The sequence below is a fragment of the Puia dinghuensis genome (assembly GCF_014642875.1).
Lineage (GTDB): Bacteria > Bacteroidota > Bacteroidia > Chitinophagales > Chitinophagaceae > Puia > Puia dinghuensis.
In genome coordinates this window covers 283,218-307,502 of sequence record NZ_BMJC01000001.1, presented here as the reverse complement: position 1 = coordinate 307,502, position 24,285 = coordinate 283,218, and the positions used below count along the sequence as shown (strand labels likewise).

Here is a 24,285-nt window from a genome sequence, read left to right as displayed (position 1 = left end):
GCCCTCCGCGCAACATCCGCTTATGATTGACCTTCGGTCAACGGACCTGGGGTCCGTTTTGCTTCTCCTTCTGGCCCACGCCCTCCTCCGCAGCACCATCGCGCCGCACCTGCTTCGCCGTCAACCGGCTCTTCCGGTATCCATAAAAGAAATATAAGATCAGCCCGATCCCCATCCATACAAAGAACCATTCCCAGGCAATAGCGGGGATCTCTATCAGCAGATAGGCGCAGAACAGCACCCCCAGGACGGGGATGACGGAATATTTTCGGATAACGGTGGCCACTGTAAACCCCGTCGCCAACACGGTATACACCAGGAAAAGCACCTCCTCCAACCCCGCCTTGGACAGCTGCTGAAACGCCGTGCCAAGCCGCTCACGGAAAAGAAAAATAAAGGCGGCATAACAAACCGGAACAATATAACGCCCGTTGACATACGGCAGCTTGAACCCTCTCGCCCTGTTACTCCGCGGCAACACCAGCACACCCCACGAGACCAGTACAAAGGCGAACAGCGTGCCGATGCTGGTCAGCTGCGTCATCAGTCCGCTGTCCATAAACAGGGTGGGCACGGCAACGATGATCCCCGTGATGATCGTAGAGAACCACGGCGTATGATATTTGCGATGGATCATTCCGAAAGCCTTCGGCAACAGCCCGTCCCGGCTCATACTCATCCAGATGCGGGGCTGCCCCAGCTGGAATACCAGCAGCACACTGGTAGTAGCGACCACCGCGCTGGCGGAAATGAAGTACCCGATCCACTTTTGATTCACCCGGTTGAACACAAAGGCCAGCGGGTCGGTCACCATCAGCTCCTTATAGCTGACCATCCCCGTGAGCACCAGTGCGATGAGGATATACAATATCGTACATATCACAAGCGAATAGAGCATGCCCTTGGGCAGATCGCGCTGCGCATCCGTGCATTCCTCCGCCGTTGTGGAAATAGCATCGAAGCCGATATAGGCATAGAACACCGCCGACACCCCCTTCAACACCCCCGCAAACCCATTTGGCAGAAAAGGACTCCAGTTGGCCGGCTGGACAAAAAAGAACCCAAGAATGATCACCAGGATCACCACCGCGATCTTGAAGATCACCATAAAATTGGTGGTCTTCTTACTCTCCCGGATGCCGATATAGGTGATCCAGGCAATGATACAGACGATGATAAAGGCCGGGATGTTCATGAAGATATGCCTCCCGCCGATCACCGGTGCACTATTCCAGGTTTGGATGGCCGCGCGGGCGCTCTCACCCAGCACGCCCCCCTGCGCAAGGGTATGCTGTGCCGACAGGAAAGCAGTTTTGGCCGTCCCGGGATCGATGAGCATCCACCCCGGCAGGTGAATATGAAAACCCAGCAATAAATTATTGAAATAACCGCTCCAGGCGATGGCCACTACGATATTGCCGATAGCATATTCCAGTATCAACGCCCAACCGATGATCCAGGCGACCACTTCCCCAAAGGCAACATATGCATACGTATAGGCACTCCCCGCAATAGGGACCCGGCTCGCGAATTCCGCGTAACAAAGGGCGGAGAACCCACAGGTCACCGCCGTAAGGATAAAAAGCAGGGAGATGCCCGGCCCCCCATCATACGCCGCCGCCCCGATCGTCGAGAAAATACCCGCCCCCACGACAGCCGCAATACCCATAAAGGTCAGGTCGCGGACATTCAACACCTTGGTCAGTCCACTGCTGCCATGTCCATCCGACAACCCGTCTGCACTATCTTTCACAATGCTCTCTAATGATTTTTTGCGGAAAAGCGAATTGGACATTGATTAAGCAATTAAGGGGGGAAATTAGCGAAATTTGGCTAAAAAAACCGATCTTCCACACTATGAATTTCTTCCAAAAACTGTTCGGCAAAAAAGCCGCTCCGGCCACCATCGAAGACTTTTGGACCTGGTTCCTCCGCAACGAACAGGCCTTCTATGGCACCATAAAAACCATGGACAGCCACAGCATCAGCGGCCGTTTCCTGGACAAAGTGATCCCCCGGCTTCATGTCCTGAACCCACGGTTCTTCTGTGAAACCGGGATGTCTGATGATACAACGGCCGAACTGGTCATCAGCGCAGAGGGCGATATCAAGACATTCGTCTTCGTGGAAAAGCTCATCGCCGCCGCCCCCACCCTTCCCCACTGGAAATTCACGGCCCTGAAGCCCTCCACCGGCGCCGGCTGCCGGATAGAAATGTACGGTACCATATTTGGCAGCGAAAGCATCCGGTTTTTCTATAAAGATGACCCGCAATTCCCCGATGAGATCGACCTTACCATGGTCCATGAAGATTTCGGGGAGGACAACCGGCAGTCCATCACCCACGGTTGCCTGCTCTACCTGGATACCCTGCTCGGGGAATTAAACGCCGCCACTCTCATCGACAACCTCCACGTAACGGGTCCACAACCCGGCAACGAGGAATTGATCCCCATGGAAAAACTGATCGATTTCCTCCTGTGGAAAGAAAAAGAGTTCGTGGAAAGATACGAGGGCATCCGTCATGACACGGAAAATGATGGACATGCCGTCTTCGAAGGAAAGGACAAAGACGGATTTGTTTCTATCGCTACCATCAATACGCATATCCTCGACTGGGATGCAAAAGCTTCGCACCCCTGGATGACAGTGATCACCATCGATTATGAAAAGACCCGGAGCAATGGCAATAATGGCCTACCCGATAAGAAACACTATGAGGCCATGAACAGGTTCCAGAACGACCTGACGGCCCAACTCACAGACGGTGCGGGTTACCTATGCCTGGGAAGGCATACCGGTAAAGGGACAACCGAGATCTATCTTGCCTGCCGGGAATTCAGGACCGCCTCCGCGACAGTGCAGGAATTGATAGAAGCCTGGAAAAAGGAATTATCCTGCTCATATGAGATCTATAAGGACAAATACTGGCGCACCATGAGCCGTTTTCAGTCTGCTCCCGTCTAATGGTCCCTCGACAGCAACAGGTCCACCAGATGCTGCAACGGCTCCTTCCGCTTTGACAACACCGCAATATCCTCCAGGCTGCGATACGCCTCCTGGCGATAGTGCTCCTTCAATTCCCGCACCCAACTGTCCACCCCGCAGGCCTGGTAGATCCGCAGCATCCCGGCCACCTTCTCGTCGGGCGACGCCTGCTCCAATGCCTTTATCTCGCGGCGCTGCGCCTCGCTGGCCACTTCGAGGGTCTTGATCAGCAAAAAGGTCTTTTTGCCTGCGACAATATCTCCGCCCACCTGCTTGCCAAACTTCGACGCATCCCCATAACAGTCCAGGTAATCGTCTTGTATCTGGAAAGCCAGCCCCAGGTTGATCCCAAACTGGTAAATGGTCTGCTGGTTATTAAGACCCGCGCCGCCAAGGATCGACCCGATCTGCAGGCTGGCGGCCAGAAGCACGGAGGTCTTTAGCTCTATCATCTGTAAATACTCGTCCAGCGTCACCTGCTCGCGCCCCTCGAAATCCATATCCAGCTGCTGCCCTTCACACACCTTGACAGCCGTCTGGTTATACAATTGCAGGATGCGCCGGATATGCGACGACTGGATCCGGCTGATATAATCATACCCCACCACCAGCATCACATCGCCGCTGAGGATGGCCGTAGAAGACCCATATTTGGCATGGACGGTTGGCATCCCCCGGCGCAGCGGGGCCCTGTCCATAATATCGTCATGGATAAGCGTAAAATTGTGAAAAAGCTCCAGCGCTATCGCCAGTTGCCATGCATCGTCCTCGATAGGTCCAAATAGTTCATTGCCCATCAGGCAAAGCACCGGTCGTATCCTTTTCCCACCCAGGTCGAGAAAATAGACGGCGGGATCGTAAAGACTGGCAGGATGGTCTGGGAAATGCCGGCTGGCAAACCGGGTTGCAAAGGCAGCGGACAATTCTTCAAAACTGTGCATAATAATAGTTTATTTCTTTTTCTTTCGCCCGTGCTTCGTCGCCGGTTTTCCAGCGCCCGGTTTCCGGCGCGCGGTCTTGCGTTTTGCCGCATGCCCCTCCTGTCCGTCCCCCGCGGCTATTTCCAGCCCGCCCCGGACAGCCTCTTTCTCCGCCGACGTGATCACCCATTCATAGTCCAGCTGCCGCTTGGTCAGGTTGGCAGCCACCACCTTGATGGTAACCTTGTCGCCCATGCGGAATTGCCGTCCGCTTCGCCGGCCCACCAACGCATAATCGCTCTCGATATGCCGGAAATCATCATACTCCAGAAGACTGTTGATACTCACCAGCCCCTCACACTTATGCTCCACCGTTTCTACCCAGAACCCAAAGGAAGCCACCCCGCTGATCACCCCTTCAAATTCATCCCCCAGGAAATTCTGCATGTATTCCACCTGCTTGTACTTGCCCGCCGCACGCTCGCTCTCCATCGCGGCCCGCTCCCGCTCGCTGGATTGTTTACACTTCGCTTCCATTTTCTTGTCCGGCTCGATCTTTCCATCCAGCACTTCCTGCAATACCCTGTGCACCAGCACATCAGGATAACGACGGATGGGCGATGTAAAGTGGCAGTAATGTTCGAATCCCAGGCCATAATGGCCGATATTCTCCGTCGTATAGATCGCCTTGGCCATCGTACGGATGCCCAGCTGCTCCAGCACATGCTGCTCGGGCCTGCCTTGTACATCCTGCAACATCTGGTTGAACGACCGGGCAATGGCCTGCGGCGACTGGATGTCGAAGACATGCCCGTATTTTTTGGCAAACTCCACAAAAGGCAACAGCTTTTCCTTGTCAGGAGTATCATGCACCCGGTAGGGAAAAGGAAGGGGCTTCTTGTTCACTTTTATCTTGCCCACCGCCTCCGCGACATTGCGATTGGCCAACAACATAAACTCTTCCACCAGCTGATGCGACTCCTTGCTTTCTTTTACGACGATGCCGATGGGCTTTCCCTTTTCATCCAGCTTGAACCGCACTTCGGCTGATGAAAAATTGATGGCGCCTTTCCGGAAACGGTGCTTGCGCAGCCGCTGGGCGATGTCGTTCAGCAACCCGATCTCCGGCTGATACAACCCCGTCTGCTGATCGATGATCTCCTGCACCTCTTCATACGTAAACCGGTGGTCGGAATGGATCACCGTCCGGCCCAGCCATGATGCTTTCACATCGCCTTTCGGCGTCATCCGGAAGATGGCGGAAAAGGTCAGCTTATCCTCATGCGGCCGCAGAGAACAAAGCTCATTCGAGATCCGCTCCGGCAACATGGGATTCACCCTGTCCGGCAGGTAAACGGAGGTCGCGCGGGTATAGGCTTCCTTGTCCAGCGCCGTCTCAGGCTCCACGTAATAGCTGACATCGGCGATATGTATCCCGATCTCCAGTTCCCCCTTGTCCAGGTGGCGGATGGAGATCGCATCGTCAAAGTCCTTGGCATCGACAGGGTCGATCGTAAAGGTGAGAACGCTCCGCATATCCCGGCGTTTGGCAATCTCCGCCCCCGGGATAAGATCGGGCAGCCGCTCGGACTCTTCCAGCACATTCTCGGGGAAAAAGATGGGAAAACCATTCTCCAGCAGCAACTCTTTCATCGCCTGGTCATTCTCGTCGCTCTTGTCCATCACCTGCACTACTTCGCCCTGCGGCTTCTTATTCTTCTCCCATTCGACTATCTTGACGATCACCTTGTCGTTGTTCGTGGCTCCGTTGAGCTTCGACAGCGGCACATAGATATCCGGCATCGGTTTATCACTATCGGCGATAAAAAAAGCAAAGGATTGACTGATCTCTATCCGTCCCAAAAACTCCAATTGCTTACGTTCCACGACTTCCGTCACCTCTCCCTGTGCCCGGCCACTCCGGCCGCCCGCACTCACTACACGCACCCGCACGGTATCCCCATGCAGGGCCGTATGGAAATCCGCCGGCCGCACCAGGATGTCCTGGTCACGACCTTCTATGATGACAAAACCCATTCCGCTGCGCGTGACATCCAATCGGCCCTCATACAGATGGGCGGTGTCGGCGACAGCCTTCTTCTTACTCTTCTTCTTGTTTTTCATTTGAATTCATTGATAAATGTTGTAATCACATTGGCAAAGCGGTCTTCCTCTCCAAACAGGAACCCGGGGCTGATCGGCAAAACATAAATAGGCCAGTCTTCCAGCTCCTGTTTGAATTTTATCAGCCGCACCGCATCCTTCTCCGTGGTGAGGATCAGCTTCTTCCCGGCAGTAATCCCGGTGAATCGCCTGATCATCGCCTGCAGATCATCGATCGTGAAGATATGATGATCGCTGTAAGCCAACTCATAATACGTCCTGGAATGCTCGTTCAACCACCGTTTCAGCGGCGCCGGGTTGGCAATGCCGGTCACCAGCAGGACTTCCACTTCCTCATTCACCACCCCCGCCGTCTGCCGGGTAATATGGTACGGTGTCCCATAGCTAATCGTCGAAAAGAAGATCTGCTGATGCGGCTTCGGATCGATCTCTATCTCAATGGCCCGGCGCTGATCTTCATCCATGGCTTCGGGGCATTTGGTGACGACGATGATATCGGCCCGGCGATAGCTCGATGGCGCATCCCGCAAATCACCGCTCGGCAGCCACCAATCCCGTGTAAAAAGATTGGAATAGTCCGTCAACAGCACATTGAGTCCCGCCTTCACCGCCCGGTGCTGAAAAGCATCATCCAGGATGATCGCCCGGGTCCCGGGCCGGTCGTGCAGCAGCTGGGGTATCGCTACGATCCGCTCTTCCCCCACTGCCACCGCTACATCGGGGAATTTACTATGGAATTGCATCGGCTCGTCACCGATGTCCAGCGCCGTGGTCGATTCGCCGGCCAGCGCATATCCCCTGGTCTTACGCTTATACCCCCTGCTCAGCACCGCGATGGCATACCGGTCTTTCAACATCCGGATAAGCAGTTCCACCATCGGCGACTTCCCCGTGCCGCCAACGGCCAGGTTTCCAACACAAATGATGGGGAGATTGAAAGAGGTTGAAGTAAATATCTTCTTATCAAAACACCAGTTGCGGACTTTTACGACGAGAGCATAAACAAGGGAAAAAGGGAACAATAGAATACGAATCGGCCTCAACAATGGGATATTAAAATTCATCGGTTTCGACGGCACCAGGATGCCTTTCATAAAGATACATCAAATTTGGTCTCAATCGCGCCGCCTGGGCCCGAACGAACTCCCGGTCAGGCGACGGAGCGAACGGCACCGACCCAAGCACCGGCAACCCGCTCCATTCGGCGATCTCCTGCTCATAATGCCCGTATTGATCGTTAAAGATCCAACCCGCAACCTTCACACCCCGCATCCGGCAGACCTCCGCCGTCAGCAGCGAATGATTGATGCTGCCAAGATAATTACGGCTCACCAGGATGACGGTCGCATCCAGCCGCAGCGCGAGGTCGGCCATGAATTCCCGGTCATTCAACGGCACCAGTAATCCCCCTGCCCCCTCCACGACAAGCGGCCGGACGGCAGGCAGCTGCGCAGCGATATCCTCCACTCTGATGAGCATCCCCTCCTCCCGTGCTGCAATATGCGGAGATGCCGGCAGCTTCAGCATATACGCCTCCGGCAGCACCCGTTCGCTGTTACTAAGCCGCGCGCCCACCCACTGCGCATCCGTCCCCTCATCAAAACCCGCCTGCACCGGCTTCCAGTAATAAGCACCCAAAGCCTCGGCGACAATGGCCGCAGCCAGCGTCTTGCCAACCCCCGTACCGATACCTGTTATAAAAAAAGGATTCATCTCAACTTTTCTTGTTCACAAAAATAGAGAACACCGTCGTCCCATAATTCCGCTGCGTCACAAACAGCGGATACCCCTCATAGTGGTTACGCGGCGTATGCTCAAGGATAAACCACCCATCCTCGGTCAGCAACCCGCGGCTCACGACCAGTTTGGGCAGCTCGTCGATCGTGTCCAGCGCATAGGGCGGCCCTGCAAAGATCAGATCGAAAGTCTCCGTACACTGCTCGATGAATTTGAACACATCCATCCGAACCACCTTGTAGATAGTCGAAAGCCCCAGCTCCTTCGAGGTCTTCTGGATAAAGCTGAACATGGCGGGGTCTTTCTCCACCACAGTGAGGTCCGTCACCCCCCGCGAAGCTAATTCATAGCTGATGCTCCCCGTACCCCCGAAAAGATCGAGGGTCCGCAGCGCAGCAAGATCGAGGTTGTTCTCCAGGATGTTAAAAAGCCCTTCTTTTGCAATATCCGTCGTCGGCCGGGTATAGGGCATCTTCGCCGGCGGGTTGACACGCCGTCCCCCCAGGTATCCACCGATTACGCGCATACCGCCATTTTCAAAATAGAGGAAAAATAATGCAGGGGCAATTCCTTCAGTTCGTCCGTGACTTTGATGCTTTCGTCAATCTCATCGAATTGTATCCGCAGGAAATATTTATGCAGCTCCTCGCTGAGCGAAGACTGCCGGTCGATAAGCCCGCCCACCAGCAACCGGACAGACTCCTGGTCGAGCCCTAATTGATGACAGCAGTTCAGCAGGTGATAGGCGACATCCTTGCTGTCCCGATACAAAAAGGTCTGTACAAGATGCACCTTCCCCTCCCGCACCACCAGGGCCACCATCTTGTCGGAATAGAAGATCACCTTGATGCAATCCTCCCGCTCGGTAGAATCGAACATCTTAAAGCTCTTTAGCAGCAGACTGTAATAATGCCAGTACTTACCAGCCGTAAAGGTCTGCTGAAGCAGGTGGTGCAATTCGGGCTGGATACGATAGACATTGAACAGCTCCCACCAGGGTATCTTCTCCGTCAGGATCAACCCCTTTTGCAGGTTGCCATGCAGGGTATCGATTATCTCCCGGTTGGTATCCATCGTAAAGACAGGTTCGGGTATCAGGCTGCTTTCCGGGAAATTATAGACGAGAAGGGTCTCCTTGACAGGTCTTTGCAATAGGCTATCCCCTTCCATCAGCTCCCGCAGCGTCCCTGTCAGGGGAATATCCCTGGTGGGCTCGAGCTGGAAGTACTTGACTACCAGGGGGCTCATGTTCCGCTGGTTCAGCAGCACATAGGTGAAGGCGTTGGGGGTCACCTCTACCAACAGCCGCGACTGAAGCATTTCTTCGGCAGAGATATCCGAAACTTCTATTTGGAAAGCTGGTTTGAGCATAATGTGCAAAAATCGGCGAGCCGCCTCCGGCGGCTCCTGGTTATGTGCAATAATACTACAAAAGTCGGGATTTTGCCTCTGACCCGGAAAAAGCCGTAAATTGCCGTCCTTTTAGACGGACCGCAGCAATGGACCTCGCTAACAACGCCAAGTCATACAAAGTCGGCATCACCAACAGGGACATCCTCCGTATGGCACTTCCCATCAGCCTGGCCATTCTTGTTCCGCAAATAAACTTCATCACCAACAACATCTTTCTCGGCCATCTCGACCAGGATGGGAATGCCCTATCCACCGCAGGCATCACCGGTGTCTACTACCTCCTGTTTGCCGTGGTCGGCCAGGGGCTCAACAACGGCCTCCAGGCCCTTATCGCAAGACGGGCAGGAGAAGGCCGCGTGGAAGAGATCGGCAAGCTCTTCTCCCAGGGGATGATCATCGCTATTCTGCTGGCCTTCACCGGCATCCTCGTCACCTGGCTCATCGCCCCGATCGCCCTTTCCTGGTCCCTGCACTCCGCCGCCCTGCGCGACCAGGCCATCTCCTTCCTGCGCATCCGCATCTGGGGCCTCCCCTGTCTCTACATCTACCAGATGCGCAACGCCCTGCTCGTCGGCACCAACCAAAGCAAATTCCTGGTCTATGGCACCCTGGCGGAAACCATTGTCAATGTTGGCCTCGACTATGCCCTCATCTTAGGTCATTTCGGTCTTCCCGCCATGGGCTTCAACGGCGCCGCCTATTCATCCATCATCGCCGAAGCCTCCGGCATGATCGTCGTCTTCGCCGTCATCCAGGCAAAAGGCATCAGCAAAGAGCTCCAACTCTATAAACACTGGGTCGTCGACGTGGCCAACACCCGGCTGATCATCATCCAGTCCTCCCCCCTGGTCTTCCAGTACGTGGTCAGCATCGTAGCCTGGGTCTTCTTCTATATCCTCATCGAACACCATGGCCGCCAGGCTCTGGCCATCAGCAACGCCATGCGCAACATCTTCGGGCTATTCGGCGTCTTCACCTGGGCTTTCGCTTCCACTACCAATGCCATGGTAAGCAATATCATCGGGCAGAAAATGGAGGACAAGGTCATCACTCTCATCGTCAAGATCATGAAGCTGAGCCTCTCCATCTCTGTTCTCATCTTTATCCTGCTCAACTGCTTTCCCCGCCTGCTGCTGTCCATCTATGGCCAGGACGAGGCATTCATCCAGGCCGCCATCCCCGTTCTTCGCATCGTCTCAGCAGCCGTCGTCCTGATGTCCTTTTCCATCGTCTGGCTCAGCGCCGTCACCGGCACAGGCAACACCCGCATCAACCTTCTCATCGAGGTCATTACCATCGTTATATATAGCCTCTATGTCTGGTTCATACTGGAAAAATGGAACTTGTCCATCGAAATGGGCTGGCTCTCGGAATGGTTATACTGGATATCCATCTTCACCCTCTCCTTTTTGTATATCCGCAGCGGCCGGTGGAAAGGCAAGGTCATCTAGTCAACTCCTCGAGCAGCTGCCGCCCCTCTTTTCTTACCATACGGTCATCATACATTCCATCGCGAAGGGTCTCCATATGCCGCAGCAAGGCTATCGCCTTGTCCTTCTTCCCCTCCCGGCGATAGGCCCTGGCCAGCTCGAAGTAATTGAGCATAAAATCCGGCCGCAACGACCTGCTCTTCTCATAATTGCGAATGGCCTCGGCCAAAGAAGCCTGCGGCAGCGCGCCAAAAAACCATCGGGCCAGCGTCCGCTCGATAAAATTCAGGTTGCTCACCTCGTAATTCCAGCGTCCAAGAATATGATAGGCTTTAAAATTGGTGGGATCATACCGGATAGCCTGTTCGGCGAATCGTTTTATCTCGTTTGCCGCGGCCACCTTCTCCTTACCGCTTTGGATCAACGCCATCCGGGCCAGCGAAAAGGCTATGACGACATTGACCTCGCTGTTCGTGGAGTCCAGCCGGTAAGCACTTTGGGCGTAGCGATATCCCGCCTTGAAATAGTCGATCTTCTTCCCTTGATCGGCCTCCCGGTTGCCGATCCGGCAGTTCAGGTCGCTGCAACGGCAAAGCGCGGGAATATTACGAGGCTGTAGTTGCAACACTTGCTGATATACGGGCAAGGCCTTTTCTTCCTTAAAAGCAGCTTCCAATTGTGCGGCCTTTGCCATCAGCACAGACACATCCTGGCCCAACGACCGGCACGGCAAAAGAAATAGAATAAGAAGCCACCTCATACCTTCAATAACGTGCGCGCGGCCCCGGTAGTTGGCCCTCCATCGTCATTTGGTGAATTTTTTGCGCAACGTCATCCCCGCCTTGCCTTGAAAATTCCCGATGGGGGCCTGCAACTTATATATGGATAGGACGACTTCCAGCACAAAAGGATACTGGTCCCTTATCTTTAGGATGATCTCCTCGGCAATCTTCTCCAGCAAAGGTGAAGGCTGATGCATCCGCTCCTTGATAATATCGAAGAGAATAACATAATTAACGATCGAATCCAATCCGCTGAAAGGCCGCCCGCTCTCGTCATAAGACACATCCAGACTCACCTCGAAGGTGTTGCCCGTCGCTAACTCTTCTTTAAAAACGCCGTGGCGCCCGGAAAAAAGTAAATTGTGTAATTGAACCGTAACCATTCGCCAAAATTTTTTATTGCGCCTTCGGCCTCGACCTTCCGGGCCAACGGGATTCCACCCACCTTCCACCCAACTATGCCAACCCCTTCGCCGAGAGATAACGTTCCGCATCCAACGCCGCCATACATCCACTGCCCGCCGCCGTCACCGCCTGCCGGTAGATCTTGTCCTGCACATCCCCCGCGGCAAAGACACCTTCTATATTGGTCTTGCTCGTCCCTGGCAACGTCTTAATATAACCCGCCTCATCCATTTCTACAAAATTCGCAAAGATCCCGGAATTGGGCTGATGACCGATGGCCACAAAAAACCCGCTGAGCGGAACGTCTTTCTTCTCCCCCGTTTTGTTGTTCCGGATGCGCAACCCCTCTACCCTGCTCTCGCCAAGCACCTCATCGGCTTCGCTGTTCCAATACATTTTGATATTCGGCGTCTGCTGCACCCGCTCTTGCATTATCCGCGAAGCACGCATCTTGTCCTTGCGGACAAGCATATGCACCGTCGTACAAAGCTTCGACAAATACAACGCCTCTTCGGCCGCAGTATCCCCGGCGCCAACGATCGCTACTTCCTTATTGCGGAAGAAAAATCCGTCACACACCGCGCAAGCGCTCACTCCATACCCGTTGAGCCGCTGCTCGGATTCAAGTCCCAGCCATTTGGCGGAAGCGCCGGTTGCGATGATCACGGCATCTGCCTCGATCAGCTTTTCATCGTCGATCCACACCTTATGGGGATGCCCGGAAAAATCGACCTTCGTCGCCAGGCCATACCGGATATCAGCGCCCATCCGGGTCGCCTGCTTCTCGAAATGTACCATCATCTCCGGTCCCTGCACCCCGTCCGGATAACCCGGGTAATTCTCCACTTCGGTGGTAATGGTCAGCTGTCCACCTGGCTGAATCCCTTGATACAGGACTGGCCGGAGGTTGGCGCGGGCGGCATATACGGCGGCCGTATACCCTGCCGGCCCCGAACCGATTATCAGGCAATGTACTTTTTCGCTTGGGGTTTGCTCCATTCTAGGTCTATTTTTTAGCGGACAAAGCTAATACAAATCAACTTACATAAACGTCGTTTTACCGACAACAAAAAATCCCGGCCGAAAGACCGGGACTATATTGATCCTGAATGAGTTATATCAATTATCCAAGATAGGCCTTCAGCGCATTGCTGTAGCGGGCCTTTTGAAGGCGCTTAATCGCCCTTTCCTTGATCTGGCGGATACGCTCCTTCGTCAAATCATACTTCTGGCCAATCTGCTCGATGGTAACCCCATTTTCGCCGTCAAGGCCGAAATACGCATTGACGATCTCCGCTTCGCGAGGGCTCAGTGACTTGAGCACGCGGCGGATCTCGGCGCGTAAGGAATCTTTCATAACGTCATCATCCGTCTCATCACCACCTTCCAGCAGATCGCCCATCGCTACATCCTCAGCCTCATGCACCGGGGCATCCAGGCTGCTGTGACGGGTATTGCTTTGGAAAATGTTGTTGATCTCCGTCTCACTCATTTCCAGTAACTCGGCTAATTCTTCAGTGCTTGGCTCCCGCTCATGCTCCTGCTCGAAAGCCATATAAGCCTTGTTAGCCTTGTTATAAGTGCCAATTTTGTTTTGAGGCAGGCGGACTAATCTGCCCTGCTCTGCCAACGCCTGTAAAATGGACTGGCGGATCCACCATACCGCGTAAGAAATAAACTTGAAACCTTTGGTTTCATCAAAGCGTTGAGCCGCTTTAATTAAGCCGAGGTTGCCCTCGTTGATCAAATCACTCAGTGATAACCCCTGGTGCTGATACTGCTTTGCAACGGAGACCACAAAGCGAAGGTTGGCCTGAACCAGCTTGTCCAACGCCTTCTGATCGCCCATCTTGATCCGTTGAGCGAGGACCGTCTCCTCTTCAGGAGTGATCATCGGGATCTTGGAGATCTCCTGCAAATACTTCTCAACCGCCTGGGAATCACGGTTCGTAATCTGTGTAGCAATCTTAAGTTGCCTCATATCGGATAAAAATAAAAAAAAGTGACAAAATCTGTCGGGTACTACTAATAAACACAAACACAGCCGGGAGAGTTCACGGAGGGGCAAAAAAGATATAAAAATAAATTAATGTCAATCCGTCCAGAACCGTTTGCGAAAGTAGTCATGAAAAATGGAAATTCATAGCCCTGTGGATTAAATTGAGAGCTTTTTAAACTTTTTTTTACCAAAGTGTGAGAATCCACGTAGCAAATTTGTCGCCTTTCAATGCTGCAGTACCCTTTGCAGATAAGGCTAGCCGGTAGCATAGGAGCCGCTTCGCGCACATTTTTAGCTTGCCTTTAACAACCATCACCGGGCGAAAACTAATAAACAATCTCTTCTCCACCGGCCTTTATAACCAGGCTTTTCGCGCTTGCAGCTTCAACCCGGCCGACGATTTTAGCATCGATAGCAAAGGCCCGCCCCACTTGCAGCAGGCTGTCGGCGTCCGCAGCATCGGCAAACACCTCCAGCCGGTGACCCATATTAAACACCTGGTACATCTCACGCTTGTCAGACCCCGAAGCTTCTTCGATCAATCGGAAGATCGTCGGGGGGTCAAAAAGATTATCCTTGATGATCCTGAACTCACCCGGCAGGTATTTCATACACTTGGTCTGCCCGCCGCCACTACAGTGGATAAGCCCATGGATGCTGTCAAACTGCCCGGTCAGCAATTGTTTCAGCAAAGGGGCATAGGTACGGGTCGGACTCAACAGCAGATGCCCGATATCGGTCGTCAGCGCCTCTTTTTTCGCCGCGGTTTCTCCCACAGTGGCTCCCCAGGCTTCCGCCGCCGAGATCCCGACCGCATCGGTCATCCGGTGGGGCCCGATATATACCACGTGCTCATCCAGGCTGGTATCATAAGACTCGTGAAAACGAGCTCCATAGGTCTTGTGGAGCACATCATGACGCGCACTCGTCAGCCCATTGCTCCCGATGCCGCTGTTAAAGGCCGTCTCATAGCTGGCCTGCCCAAAACTCGCAAAACCGACGATTACATCCCCGGGCCTGATCTTGTCATTGGTCACCAGCCGGTCCTTTGGCCAGCGGGCGGTCATGGTACCATTAACAGCTATCGTCCGCACCACGTCGCCGACGTCCGCCGTCTCCCCCCCCAAATACCGGATACCCACTCCATAGGCCTTCAGCTCGTCAAAGAATTCCTGGCTGCCATCGATGATCGCCGACAACACTTCCCCGGGAATGTTGCGCTTGTTCCTGTCTATCGTAGAAGAGAACAACAGGTTATCAAAGATCCCGACACAAAGCAGATCGTCCAGGTTCATGGCTATCGCATCCCGGGCAATACCCTTCCAAACGCTGATATCACCCGTCTCCTTCCAATACAAATAGGCCAGGATACTCTTTGTTCCGGCGCCATCAGCATGCATTAAATTGACCCAATCCGCGTCCCCTCCCAAATAATCGGGGTAAATCTTACAAAAAGCATTCGGATAGAGCCCCTTATCCAGCTTCTCGACTGCCTGGTGAACTTCTTCTTTCTGAGCGGAGACCCCGCGTTGGGCATAAAGTGACATAGTGGATGCAAATATAGGGCAACAAGCCGACTTCATTGGATAATGCAACCCACCGATCCCATTGGAATCCACCGGAAAACAATAAATTTGCCCCCCATGGTAATTCATCGCAACACGGACCAACTTCCTCTTTTTCAGCGCGCAGTCGTCACCATTGGCACCTTTGACGGCGTTCACACCGGCCACGCCCGTATCCTGCAACAGCTCCGGCAGGAGGCTGCCCGCATCAACGGAGAAACCGTCATTATTACCTTTTTTCCCCATCCCCGGAAAATAGTCAAAGGAGGCTCTGAAGACGTCCGCCTGATCAACACCCTCGAAGAGAAGATCGAATTGTTGTCCTGGCAGCAGATCGACCATCTGGTCATCGTCCCCTTCACCGAAGCCTTCTCCCGCCTCACGGCAGAAGAATACATAAAGGACTTCCTGCTGGCGAAATTCCATCCACACACCGTCATCATCGGCTATGACCATCGCTTCGGCAAAGGCCGGCAGGGCGACTATCACCTGCTCGAACAATTCAGCAGCAGCGAAGGCTTCGTCCTCCAGGAAATACCCGTTCATCTGCTCAACGAGATATCCGTCAGCTCTACCCGCATCCGCCAGGCCATCCTCCATGCAGACGTCGATACAACCAACCAACTGCTGGGCTACCCGTTTTTCTTCTCCGGAAAAGTCATAAAAGGCAACCAGCTGGGCCGGACCCTCGGCTATCCCACCGCCAACCTCGACCCGGAGAACAAAGAAAAATTGATCCCCGCCGACGGCGTCTATGCCGTAGAAGCACAGCTGCTGCCCGCCCCTCTCTTCACGGGGCCAAAACTAAAAGGCATGATGGGAATCGGTATTCGCCCGACCATCGAAGGCAAACACCGGACCATAGAGGTCAATCTTTTCGACTTTGAGGAAGATATTTATGGAAAGCAGCTACAGGTATTCGTAAAGAAATTCCTTCGCCCCGAACTGAAATTTAATGGACTCGAAGAACTAAAAGCCGCCCTGGGACAGGATAAGATCGACTCGTTGGCGGCCCTCAACCCATGATCTTCACCACCAGCTCCTTTAACAGGGATGCATCCTCGACACCGGCGCTGCCAACCCCTACACTCTTTAGATTATAGGCATGCAGCAGCAATAACCCGCTCTCGATACCCTCATAATTATAGTTACGCACCGCCGCCAGATAGTCCTTTACAAAAAAGGGATTCACCCCAATCGCCGCCGCAACCCCCTTCTCATCCCGCGCGGGCTGCCCGAAGATCATATAGGCCTTGCTGAAGAAATTATAGATGGAAGGCAGTATCAGCTGTATGGGTCCCGCCTTGGGATTCCCTTCGAAATATTGGATTATGCGTATCGCCTTTGCCTTATCTTTCTTGGCAAACGCATCCTGCAATTCGAAGACATTATACTCCTTGCTCACCCCCACGTATCGTTCGATATCATCTTCAGTGATCCCTTTCCTGCCGGCCAGGTTGACCAGCAGCTTCCCGATCTCGTTATTGATCCGGCTCAGGTCATTGCCGATATGGTCTACCAGCAACAACAACGCCTTCTGGGTGATCTCATACCCCTTCTGCCTTATCAGCTCAGCCGTCCACTCGGGCAGCTGATTATCGTATAGCTTCTTGGTCGTATACAGCACTGCCTTTTCCTTTAGCAGCTTGGCCAATTTGCTCCGCCCGTCCACCTTCTTCTCTTTATAGGCCACCACGAACACCGTCGAGGCAAGCGGCTTATCGACATACGCTTCCAGCTTCTCAATATCCCGCATCTGCTGAGCCTCCTTCAATACCACCACCTGCCGTTCGGCAAACATCGGATACCGCCGGCAGGCATTGATCACCGCCGTCCAGTCGGCATCCTTACCATAAAAAACGGTCAGGTTAAATCCGGCTTCCGCCTCGCTGAGAATATGATGCTCCGCATAATTCACCAACTGGTCGATATAAAACTCTTCCTCCCCTTCCAGCCAGTACACAGGTTTGAAAGTCGATTTTTTCCAGTCGCCAAGGATCTTCTCTACAGACATGAATCCTGTATTTTATGCCGCAATATTACATAATTCTTTAGGAATCAGGCTTTGAACACAATAAAAATGATTTTGGCACGGTTTTAGTCAAAAGCCTTGTGTAGCCGAAACATCGGTTTGCAGGATTTGGAATATTATTTCTATCACTTTTGAAAAAACAATAAGCTATGAGTACGACAACCAACTATCCCTCAGCAACTCCCCAAAGTCAGCCGCCGAAGAAGGATTATAAGAATCTGGTCATCGGTCTGCTGGCCGCCGGCTTCTTAGGAACCTGGGGTTACTTGCTCTGGAACAACAACAAACAAGAACAGGTTCAAACCCAGCAACAAGCCCAGATCTCCAAGGTAACCGACGAAAAGGGACAGTTGCAGAAGAATTTTGACGATGCCCTGGTAAGACTGGATAGCCTCACCGGCACCAACAACAAGCTCACCGCTACCGTTAATGAAAAAGATGGCCAGGTCGCCAAGCTCAAAGGCCAGATCCGCGGCCTGCTCGCAAAACAACACCTCACCCAAGCCGAACAGAAAAAGGCAGAGGAGTTGATCAAAGAACTCAACGACAAGGTCAGCAACCTCGAACAACAAGTCGCCCAGCTGCAATCGGATAACCAGCAGCTCACCGCCGACAAGCAACAGCTGACCTCGGATAAGGAAAAGCTGACCACCGACCTGCAAACGAGCACATCTGAAAACCAGGACCTGTCGAAAAAGGTCGACATCGCTTCTACGCTCAACGCTTCCAACATCTCCATCACTCCGATGCACGAAAGAAAGGATGGCAAGGACAAGGAAACCACCACCGCACGGAAAGTGAACAAGCTGGTCATCGGCTTTGACGTTGCAAACCGCATCGCACAAACCGGCCAGGTTGATGTATATGTATGCATCACCGGCCCCGATGGCAAGCCCATCAACGTGCCCGCTCTGGGTAGCGGAACCTTCTCTACCCGTGACGAAGGCGATAAGATGTACACCGCCAAGGTTCCCGTTGATTTCGAAGCTGGCAAGACCAAAGCCGTACAATTCGCCTGGAAACAAAACAGCGAGTTCCAGAAGGGTAACTACAAGATCGAGATATACCACAATGGTTTCAAGATCGGCGAAGGCACCCGCGAACTTAAGAAAGGCGGCATCTTCGGTTAGTCGTAAATTCCTTATAGAAAAAGCCTCGGCATCCGCCGGGGTTTTTTCATTTACAGCAACGCACGCAGCGCCGCCCTCCCCGTATGAACGATCCCCGTATTACCCGCCTTGCGCCCTTCATACTGCAAACTTAATTCCAGGCTTCCACCCAGCTTTTTGGTGAGGTCGAGATTCCACAGATAATTCTTCCCCGGCGCAAGCCCTTCCAGGATAGTATAAGAGACAGCCGAAGTAGTGCTCGGCGACCCATCCTTGGCCGTATACAGTATTGAGCTCATCGTAAACTTCCCTTGGATAGACGTGCTCTGAAGGATATTGTACTTGAAGTCGGCATTAAAAGCATCCGACGTGTATTTCTGCCCACCCCACTCCAGCGCATTTTGTTTGGCCGTCAGTTTAAAACCCATCCCGATCCGCAGGTTCGACCGCCGTGTATAGGTAAGCCCCGGCTCCATCGACCATTGCTTCAGATCATAGTTGCTGCTGTCGAAATTGGTGCTCGAATTATTCAATTGATTGGTGCCGCTGCGGAAAACACCCGTCAACATCACCGATTTTGTGACGTTGAGCCGCGTACGTATCGACCACTCATTGGTCTGCCTCGTCTCATAGCCATAAGTAAGCAGGGTCTTCCCGCCATTCCGCGTATTGCTCAGGTCGAATCCCCAGTGCGGATCGGTCCGGTTGAAGGACAGGGTGTTGACCAGGATCATCGTCCGGGTGATAAGCGCCGTGTCATTCAGCGGCGCGGCAAAAGGATTGTACTCTATAATTCCCCGGGCCTGCTGCTTCTGCGTCAGCTGCATGGACGACTGGAACAGCACCCGGGCCAGGAATTGCGCAAAACTCCCGTCCCTGGAAGAAACGATCGCCTTTGGATTGATCGAGAAGCTGTAGTTAAAAGTATTGTAGTTGGCCTTGACATATTCATTGGTGGGCGTATACACCCGGATATACTGCGCCTGATCGGGGAATTGCGCCAGCACAAACTCGCTCAGCTGCTGGATGCCGTCATGGTTGTAATCGATCCAGGCGTATTGTCCCGTACCCGCCGGAACCTGGAGGTAGGTATAGCTGAGCCGCTGCTGCTGCCCCGAACCGATCTCATACAACAGGTTGCCCCGCAAAAAACCCTTCCATTCATTGATGACATACTCCATCCTCCCCAGCAACGTCTTATCCCCACCCTGGGCGACCGTACTGCTGTCCACCGTATGCGCCGCAAGATTGCTATTGGTGATCTCCATCTGCCGGTAGCTGACATTGATATGGAATTGATGGTGCGGATTTTTCATCAGATCGGCAAAGGCTGACCAGGTCTTGCTCCTGTCGCCCACCAGCAGACTCTGGCCATAAGGATACGCATTGGTTCGCTCGGCAAAACTCACCCCCCACTTGTTCGGCGCTTTCTCCGGGGATTTCAGAAAGGCCGTCCAGGTATGAAAAGCAAAGCTGGTAGCCGTCATTGTATCCGCCGACTTATTTACATTCTGCTCCAGCGAATAACCGCCGCCGATGACATAGTTCTTCAAAAAAGGAAGCTTCCGCGACAGGTTGACGGACGGCTTCAGATAATACCCCGACCACCCATGGCTGCTGTCACTGGTAGTGAGACTCACCTGGTCGTTAACATCCCACCCCAACAGGTGCTGCCGCTGCGTAATGCTGTTTCGCATCCCCGTAAACCCATCGCCACGCTCATACCGGGCCGCCTCGTATTTAATGGAGTTGAGCTTCTTGTCGCTGAGCATAAGAGAGGCATTGTAGATCTTCTCATCGGCCGGATTGACATAAAGCGACAACCCCCAGTCCCTGGTGAATTCCGGGCTCCGCAGCCGTTCGAGCGGAGCAAACTGCTTTTGGACATACTCGAAACCCGCGGTTGCCGTAAGCACCAGCCCCTTGGCAGCCGGCCCCAGCGGCTTGATATTCTTGAACGTGAATTTCATCGCATTTCCGTCATCATTGTTCTTCTGGATGGTGGACAGGGTATTAATATCGTAATGGCTATGCGCCAGCTCCGCCATCACCGTAGAATGCTTGTCGATGGCATAGTCCGCCCCCACCGACATCACCTGCTGCGTCTTGGGCGTCACCAAAAACTCCGCCGCCTCATAAGACCCTTGCATTACCCCGTTCACCGGGGCCACAAAGTAATAGACATTGCCGTTCACCCCGTTGAGATCCGGCAAATAATTGCCATACCCCTGACCGACATTGGCAAACGACAGGCTGTAGAGGGTTTGAGTCTTGTCGGTGGAAAAGACGTATACCGAGTCATGCACCAACACGCCGTTCCGATCCTTATAGGTCGTATCGACCTTCTTGTAAAGGATCTTCCCCGCAGCGAACGTATCGATATTGGCCACCGGGTAAAAAGCATGCTGGATGCTGTCTCCCAGTTTGGCAAGGAATTTATTCTGGTCGGGCGTCAGCGTTTGATTTATCGGAGAGTTACGCGAATCGCTGTTGCTGAATAACCCCACCCGCACTTTCAGCTTGTTGGAAAAATTCGCTTCATCGAAGAGATAGAGGTTTACGTTGAGATAGTTGCGGTCGGCATATTCGAACTCCACCTGGATACGGGCATCCTGGCTGATCAGGCGGTTAGGCGTAAAGGTGATCTCGGCCGTGTTGTAGTTGATAACATAATCCTGGTCCTCCCCCCGCTGCATCAGCTGCCCGTCGATAAACACTCTTTCGGTGCCCGCCAGGACGATAAAATACAATTCCCCGTTGGCGCCCTGTAGCTTATAGGGCCCCTGGTTGCCTTCCTGTCCCTGGAAGATGTTGCGGGTAAACTTTCCCTTGGCGATAGCCGCGCTCACCAGCGTCCTGTTGGTCACCTTTGGCGCTATCTGTTGCGTCGTCTCGAAAGAGGCCCCCTGAAGGCGTTTGTAGAAGTTGAGGAAGTATAGCTGGTTCTGACGCAGATCGATATCCCCCATGGTGAGGGCCCAGTTCTTCTTCTTAAACTGCAGGAATATCTTATCGAATTCATTCAGGTCGGCAGTCGTCCCATCGGGTTGAATGGGGATATTGTTATCGGTGATGGCGGCGGAGATCTCTATGCTGTCGGCCAGGTAGCCGCTCATCTGCAGGTTGAGGTTGGAGGTGACAACAGCGTCCTGGTTGTTACCAAAGGTGATGCTCCGGCCAAAGCTGCCGTTGTAGGTGATATTGCCGAAATTGAAGAAATTGTCGCTGCCGTTGCGCCCATCCTTGTCCTTGTCATAGGGCCGCACAAGGAAATAGTTCTCGATGCTGTCGTAGTTGAAACGCCTTGCCACCGCATTCAGCCGGTAGGGAAAGGTCCGGTAAACGACCAGCACACTGTCCATGTCCGGCGGCGGATGTTTCCACACCAGCGCCCCGTTGATATAGTCGAGCATATAGGCGCTGTCGCCGACATCCTTGACAAAAAAAGCGCCCGGTATCAGACTGGACGAGTCAACCGGCACCCGGCCGTTTCTCACCGGGATGTATTTCCGGTGCAGGTTGGACAGCTCCGCCGGCTTACGCAACGTTGGCCGGCGTGCCGGCCCCGCCCTCGCAGTGGATGGAGCGATCGCTCCGGGGCCCGCTCCCGTCCCCGGAGAATACCCCTGTCGCGCCAAAGAACCCGGCATCCCGGGTTGGATCCCCACCCTTTGGTTGGCGGTGGCATTCAGCTGGGCGTCCAGCTTCAATTTAAGCGAATCCACCTGGCCGGCGGGCGATGCATTCATCGAATCCACCTGGCGCAGCATTGCCGCAGCCGAAAGCAGGGTGTCCGCCCTGGCCTTCCGCAGTGAGTCATTGATTTTCAATAAACTATCAGCTTTCTTGTGCAGCGAGTCACTTAATTTCAGGGAATCGGAAGCCTGGTGCAGGCTGTCCACCCTCGCTGTCTGAACGGTATCCGTCCTTTTTTTCAGGGAATCCGGCTGTTGCTGCGTCCTGGCGGCAAGAGCGCCACCTAGCATCAGAACAAGTATAAGCAGCCTTCTGATCAACAACCGTGGTTTTTCTTAAAAATGCTGATTCTGCACTTTTATTGTATCAAATAAGACAAAACCAGGGCGTTATATGCTGCCGCGCCGGAGGTCGTCCTACGCTTTTACCAACCCTTCCTTGGGATATAGTTCCTCCCGCAGCTGCTTCACACGCGCGTCCTCGAGGTATTCGTCAAAGGACATCAGCCGGTCGATGATCCCGCCGGGCGTCAGTTCGATCACCCGATTGGCCACCGTCTGCAGGAAAGTATGGTCATGGGAGGTCAACAGAACGATACCCTTAAAATTGCTCATGCTTTCGTTGAAAGACTGAATGGATTCAAGGTCGAGGTGATTGGTCGGCTCATCCAGTATCACCACATTCGGGTCCTGCAACATCATCCGGCTCAGCATACAGCGGACCTTTTCGCCCCCCGACAGGACATGCGTATTTTTCAGCACCTCCTCTCCACTAAACAACATTTTGCCGAGAAATCCTCGCAGGAAAGGTTCGTCCACATCAGTCACATGAGGCGGCACGAATTGTCGTAGCCAGTCCATCAGGTTGATCTGCTCGCCCTCGAAATATTCGGAATTGTCATTTGGCAAATAGGCCTTCGTCACAGTTGTCCCCCATTCGTATTTCCCGCCATCGGGAACAACCTCTCCGCTGATGATGCGGAAGAACGTGCTCAGGGCAAGATGATCCTTGCTGACAAAAGCAATCTTATCTCCCTTGTTGACGCTAAAGGTTACATTGGAGAACAGGAAGCGCCCGTTTTCGGCCTTCTTGGCCAATTTTTCGATATTCAGGATTTGGTTGCCTACCTCTCTCAGCTGTTTGAAGATGATCCCCGGATAACGCCGGTTGGAAGGCTCGATCTCCTCGATCGTCAATTTCTCCAGGGCTTTTTTCCTGGAGGTGGCCTGCTTGGATTTGGAAGCGTTGGCGGAGAATCGGGCGATAAACTCCAGCAGGGCCGCGCGCTTGTCTTCCGTCTTCTTGTTCTTATCCGACAGCTGCCGCGCCATCAGCTGCGAAGACTCATACCAGAAGGTATAGTTACCCGTAAAGATCTTTATTTTCTGCCGGTCGACATCCGCGACATGCGTACACACCGCGTCGAGGAAGTGACGGTCGTGGGAGACGACGATAACGATATTCTCATAGTCGGCCAGGAAGTTCTCCAGCCAATTGATGGTCTCTACGTCCAGGTCGTTGGTAGGTTCGTCCAGGATCAGGATATCCGGGTTGCCAAACAAAGCCTGCGCCAGCAGCACCCGCACCTTCAACACGCCCGCCAGCTCCTTCATCAGGCTGCTATGGAGAGATTCCTTTACGCCCAAGTCGCTTAACAACGCCGCGGCATCGCTCTCCGCCGTATAACCGCCCATCTCACCAAACTCACCCTCTAACTCCCCGGCACGGAGCCCATCCTCTTCAGAGAAATCCGCTTTGGCATAAATGGCATCCCGTTCCTGCATCACCTTCCACATCTTCTGATGTCCCTTCAGCACGGTATGAAGCACGGTGTCCTCGTCAAAGGCAAAGTGGTTCTGGTTCAAAACGGCCATGCGCTGCCCGGAAGCAATCTCGATCGACCCTTTGGAAGGCTCTATATCTCCCGCCAGTATTTTCAGGAAGGTCGACTTACCGGCGCCGTTGGCCCCGATCACCCCGTAGCAATTTCCTTTGGTAAATGTTAGATTGACTTCATCGAAAAGAACCCGTTTCCCAAAGGAAAGGGTGACATTGTTCACTCTGATCATGGGTGCAAAAGTAGCA

General features: G+C 53.5%; 19 protein-coding genes. 4 read left to right on the top strand and 15 right to left on the bottom strand.

The window, feature by feature from the left end; all coding sequences use genetic code 11:
- Positions 1-37: 37 nt before the first annotated feature.
- Entirely contained in the window at positions 38-1,795 is a 1,758-nt protein-coding gene (locus tag IEY39_RS01050; RefSeq protein WP_188927635.1) for an amino acid permease, read from the bottom strand.
- A 62-nt stretch (positions 1,796-1,857) separates the two neighbouring features.
- Here IEY39_RS01050 and IEY39_RS01045 point away from each other — a divergent pair, with 62 nt between their 5' ends.
- Complete coding sequence (locus IEY39_RS01045) at positions 1,858-2,967, top strand: DUF695 domain-containing protein (RefSeq protein ID WP_188927633.1); 1,110 nt, start codon at positions 1,858-1,860, stop codon at positions 2,965-2,967.
- Here IEY39_RS01045 and IEY39_RS01040 read toward each other — a convergent pair.
- The 6 genes from IEY39_RS01040 to IEY39_RS01015 are packed head-to-tail and all read right to left on the bottom strand — an operon-like array spanning position 2,964 to position 9,140.
- Complete coding sequence (locus IEY39_RS01040) at positions 2,964-3,929, bottom strand: polyprenyl synthetase family protein (protein ID WP_188927631.1); 966 nt, start codon at positions 3,927-3,929, stop codon at positions 2,964-2,966. The genes IEY39_RS01045 and IEY39_RS01040 overlap by 4 nt on opposite strands.
- A gap of 9 nt (positions 3,930-3,938) precedes the next feature.
- The gene (rnr, locus tag IEY39_RS01035) at positions 3,939-6,032 is read right to left on the bottom strand and encodes a ribonuclease R (RefSeq protein ID WP_188927629.1); all 2,094 of its coding nucleotides are present in this window, start codon (positions 6,030-6,032) and stop codon (positions 3,939-3,941) included.
- The gene (gene lpxK, locus IEY39_RS01030) at positions 6,029-7,126 is read right to left on the bottom strand and encodes a tetraacyldisaccharide 4'-kinase (RefSeq protein WP_229688717.1); all 1,098 of its coding nucleotides are present in this window, start codon (positions 7,124-7,126) and stop codon (positions 6,029-6,031) included. The genes rnr and lpxK overlap by 4 nt, the downstream gene beginning before the upstream one ends.
- A complete protein-coding gene (bioD, locus tag IEY39_RS01025) occupies positions 7,086-7,745 on the bottom strand; it encodes a dethiobiotin synthase (protein ID WP_188927623.1) in 660 nt (219 codons plus the stop codon). The genes lpxK and bioD overlap by 41 nt, the downstream gene beginning before the upstream one ends.
- Before the next feature lies 1 nt (position 7,746).
- Entirely contained in the window at positions 7,747-8,295 is a 549-nt protein-coding gene (locus IEY39_RS01020; RefSeq protein ID WP_188927621.1) for an RsmD family RNA methyltransferase, read from the bottom strand.
- Complete coding sequence (locus tag IEY39_RS01015) at positions 8,286-9,140, bottom strand: DUF3822 family protein (protein ID WP_188927620.1); 855 nt, start codon at positions 9,138-9,140, stop codon at positions 8,286-8,288. The genes IEY39_RS01020 and IEY39_RS01015 overlap by 10 nt, the downstream gene beginning before the upstream one ends.
- Before the next feature lie 128 nt (positions 9,141-9,268).
- On the opposite strand from IEY39_RS01015, the gene IEY39_RS01010 reads away from it, so the two are divergent.
- Positions 9,269-10,633, top strand: coding sequence for an MATE family efflux transporter (locus IEY39_RS01010; protein ID WP_188927618.1), 1,365 nt, complete (start codon positions 9,269-9,271; stop codon positions 10,631-10,633).
- Here the strand turns inward: IEY39_RS01010 and IEY39_RS01005 are convergent.
- The 5 genes from IEY39_RS01005 to IEY39_RS00985 all read right to left on the bottom strand — a co-directional run bounded on the left by IEY39_RS01005 (position 10,626) and on the right by IEY39_RS00985 (position 15,345).
- Positions 10,626-11,372 (bottom strand): tetratricopeptide repeat protein, encoded by a 747-nt coding sequence (locus tag IEY39_RS01005; RefSeq protein ID WP_188927616.1) that lies wholly within the window; start codon positions 11,370-11,372, stop codon positions 10,626-10,628. The two genes, IEY39_RS01010 and IEY39_RS01005, sit on opposite strands and share 8 nt — an antisense overlap.
- 45 nt (positions 11,373-11,417) lie before the next feature.
- Complete coding sequence (locus tag IEY39_RS01000; RefSeq protein ID WP_188927614.1) at positions 11,418-11,777, bottom strand: dihydroneopterin aldolase; 360 nt, start codon at positions 11,775-11,777, stop codon at positions 11,418-11,420.
- A 73-nt stretch (positions 11,778-11,850) separates the two neighbouring features.
- Positions 11,851-12,798, bottom strand: a complete 948-nt coding sequence (gene trxB / locus IEY39_RS00995) for a thioredoxin-disulfide reductase (protein WP_188927612.1) — start codon at positions 12,796-12,798, stop codon at positions 11,851-11,853.
- A gap of 124 nt (positions 12,799-12,922) precedes the next feature.
- Positions 12,923-13,780, bottom strand: a complete 858-nt coding sequence (locus tag IEY39_RS00990) for a sigma-70 family RNA polymerase sigma factor (RefSeq protein WP_188927610.1) — start codon at positions 13,778-13,780, stop codon at positions 12,923-12,925.
- 344 nt (positions 13,781-14,124) lie between these two features.
- Positions 14,125-15,345, bottom strand: coding sequence for an AIR synthase related protein (locus IEY39_RS00985; RefSeq protein WP_188927607.1), 1,221 nt, complete (start codon positions 15,343-15,345; stop codon positions 14,125-14,127).
- A gap of 96 nt (positions 15,346-15,441) precedes the next feature.
- Here IEY39_RS00985 and IEY39_RS00980 point away from each other — a divergent pair, with 96 nt between their 5' ends.
- Positions 15,442-16,389, top strand: a complete 948-nt coding sequence (locus tag IEY39_RS00980) for a bifunctional riboflavin kinase/FAD synthetase (RefSeq protein WP_188927605.1) — start codon at positions 15,442-15,444, stop codon at positions 16,387-16,389.
- On the opposite strand, the gene holA is transcribed toward IEY39_RS00980, so the two are convergent.
- A complete protein-coding gene (holA, locus tag IEY39_RS00975; RefSeq protein WP_188927604.1) occupies positions 16,379-17,377 on the bottom strand; it encodes a DNA polymerase III subunit delta in 999 nt (332 codons plus the stop codon). The genes IEY39_RS00980 and holA overlap by 11 nt on opposite strands.
- Positions 17,378-17,544: 167 nt before the next feature.
- On the opposite strand from holA, the gene IEY39_RS00970 reads away from it, so the two are divergent.
- Complete coding sequence (locus IEY39_RS00970; RefSeq protein ID WP_188927603.1) at positions 17,545-18,525, top strand: DUF8428 domain-containing protein; 981 nt, start codon at positions 17,545-17,547, stop codon at positions 18,523-18,525.
- Between the two features lie 50 nt (positions 18,526-18,575).
- On the opposite strand, the gene IEY39_RS00965 is transcribed toward IEY39_RS00970, so the two are convergent.
- Positions 18,576-22,490, bottom strand: coding sequence for a DUF8818 domain-containing protein (locus IEY39_RS00965; RefSeq protein WP_188927602.1), 3,915 nt, complete (start codon positions 22,488-22,490; stop codon positions 18,576-18,578).
- A 126-nt stretch (positions 22,491-22,616) separates the two neighbouring features.
- Positions 22,617-24,269 (bottom strand): ABC-F family ATP-binding cassette domain-containing protein, encoded by a 1,653-nt coding sequence (locus IEY39_RS00960; protein WP_188927601.1) that lies wholly within the window; start codon positions 24,267-24,269, stop codon positions 22,617-22,619.
- Between the last annotated feature and the right edge of the window lie 16 nt (positions 24,270-24,285).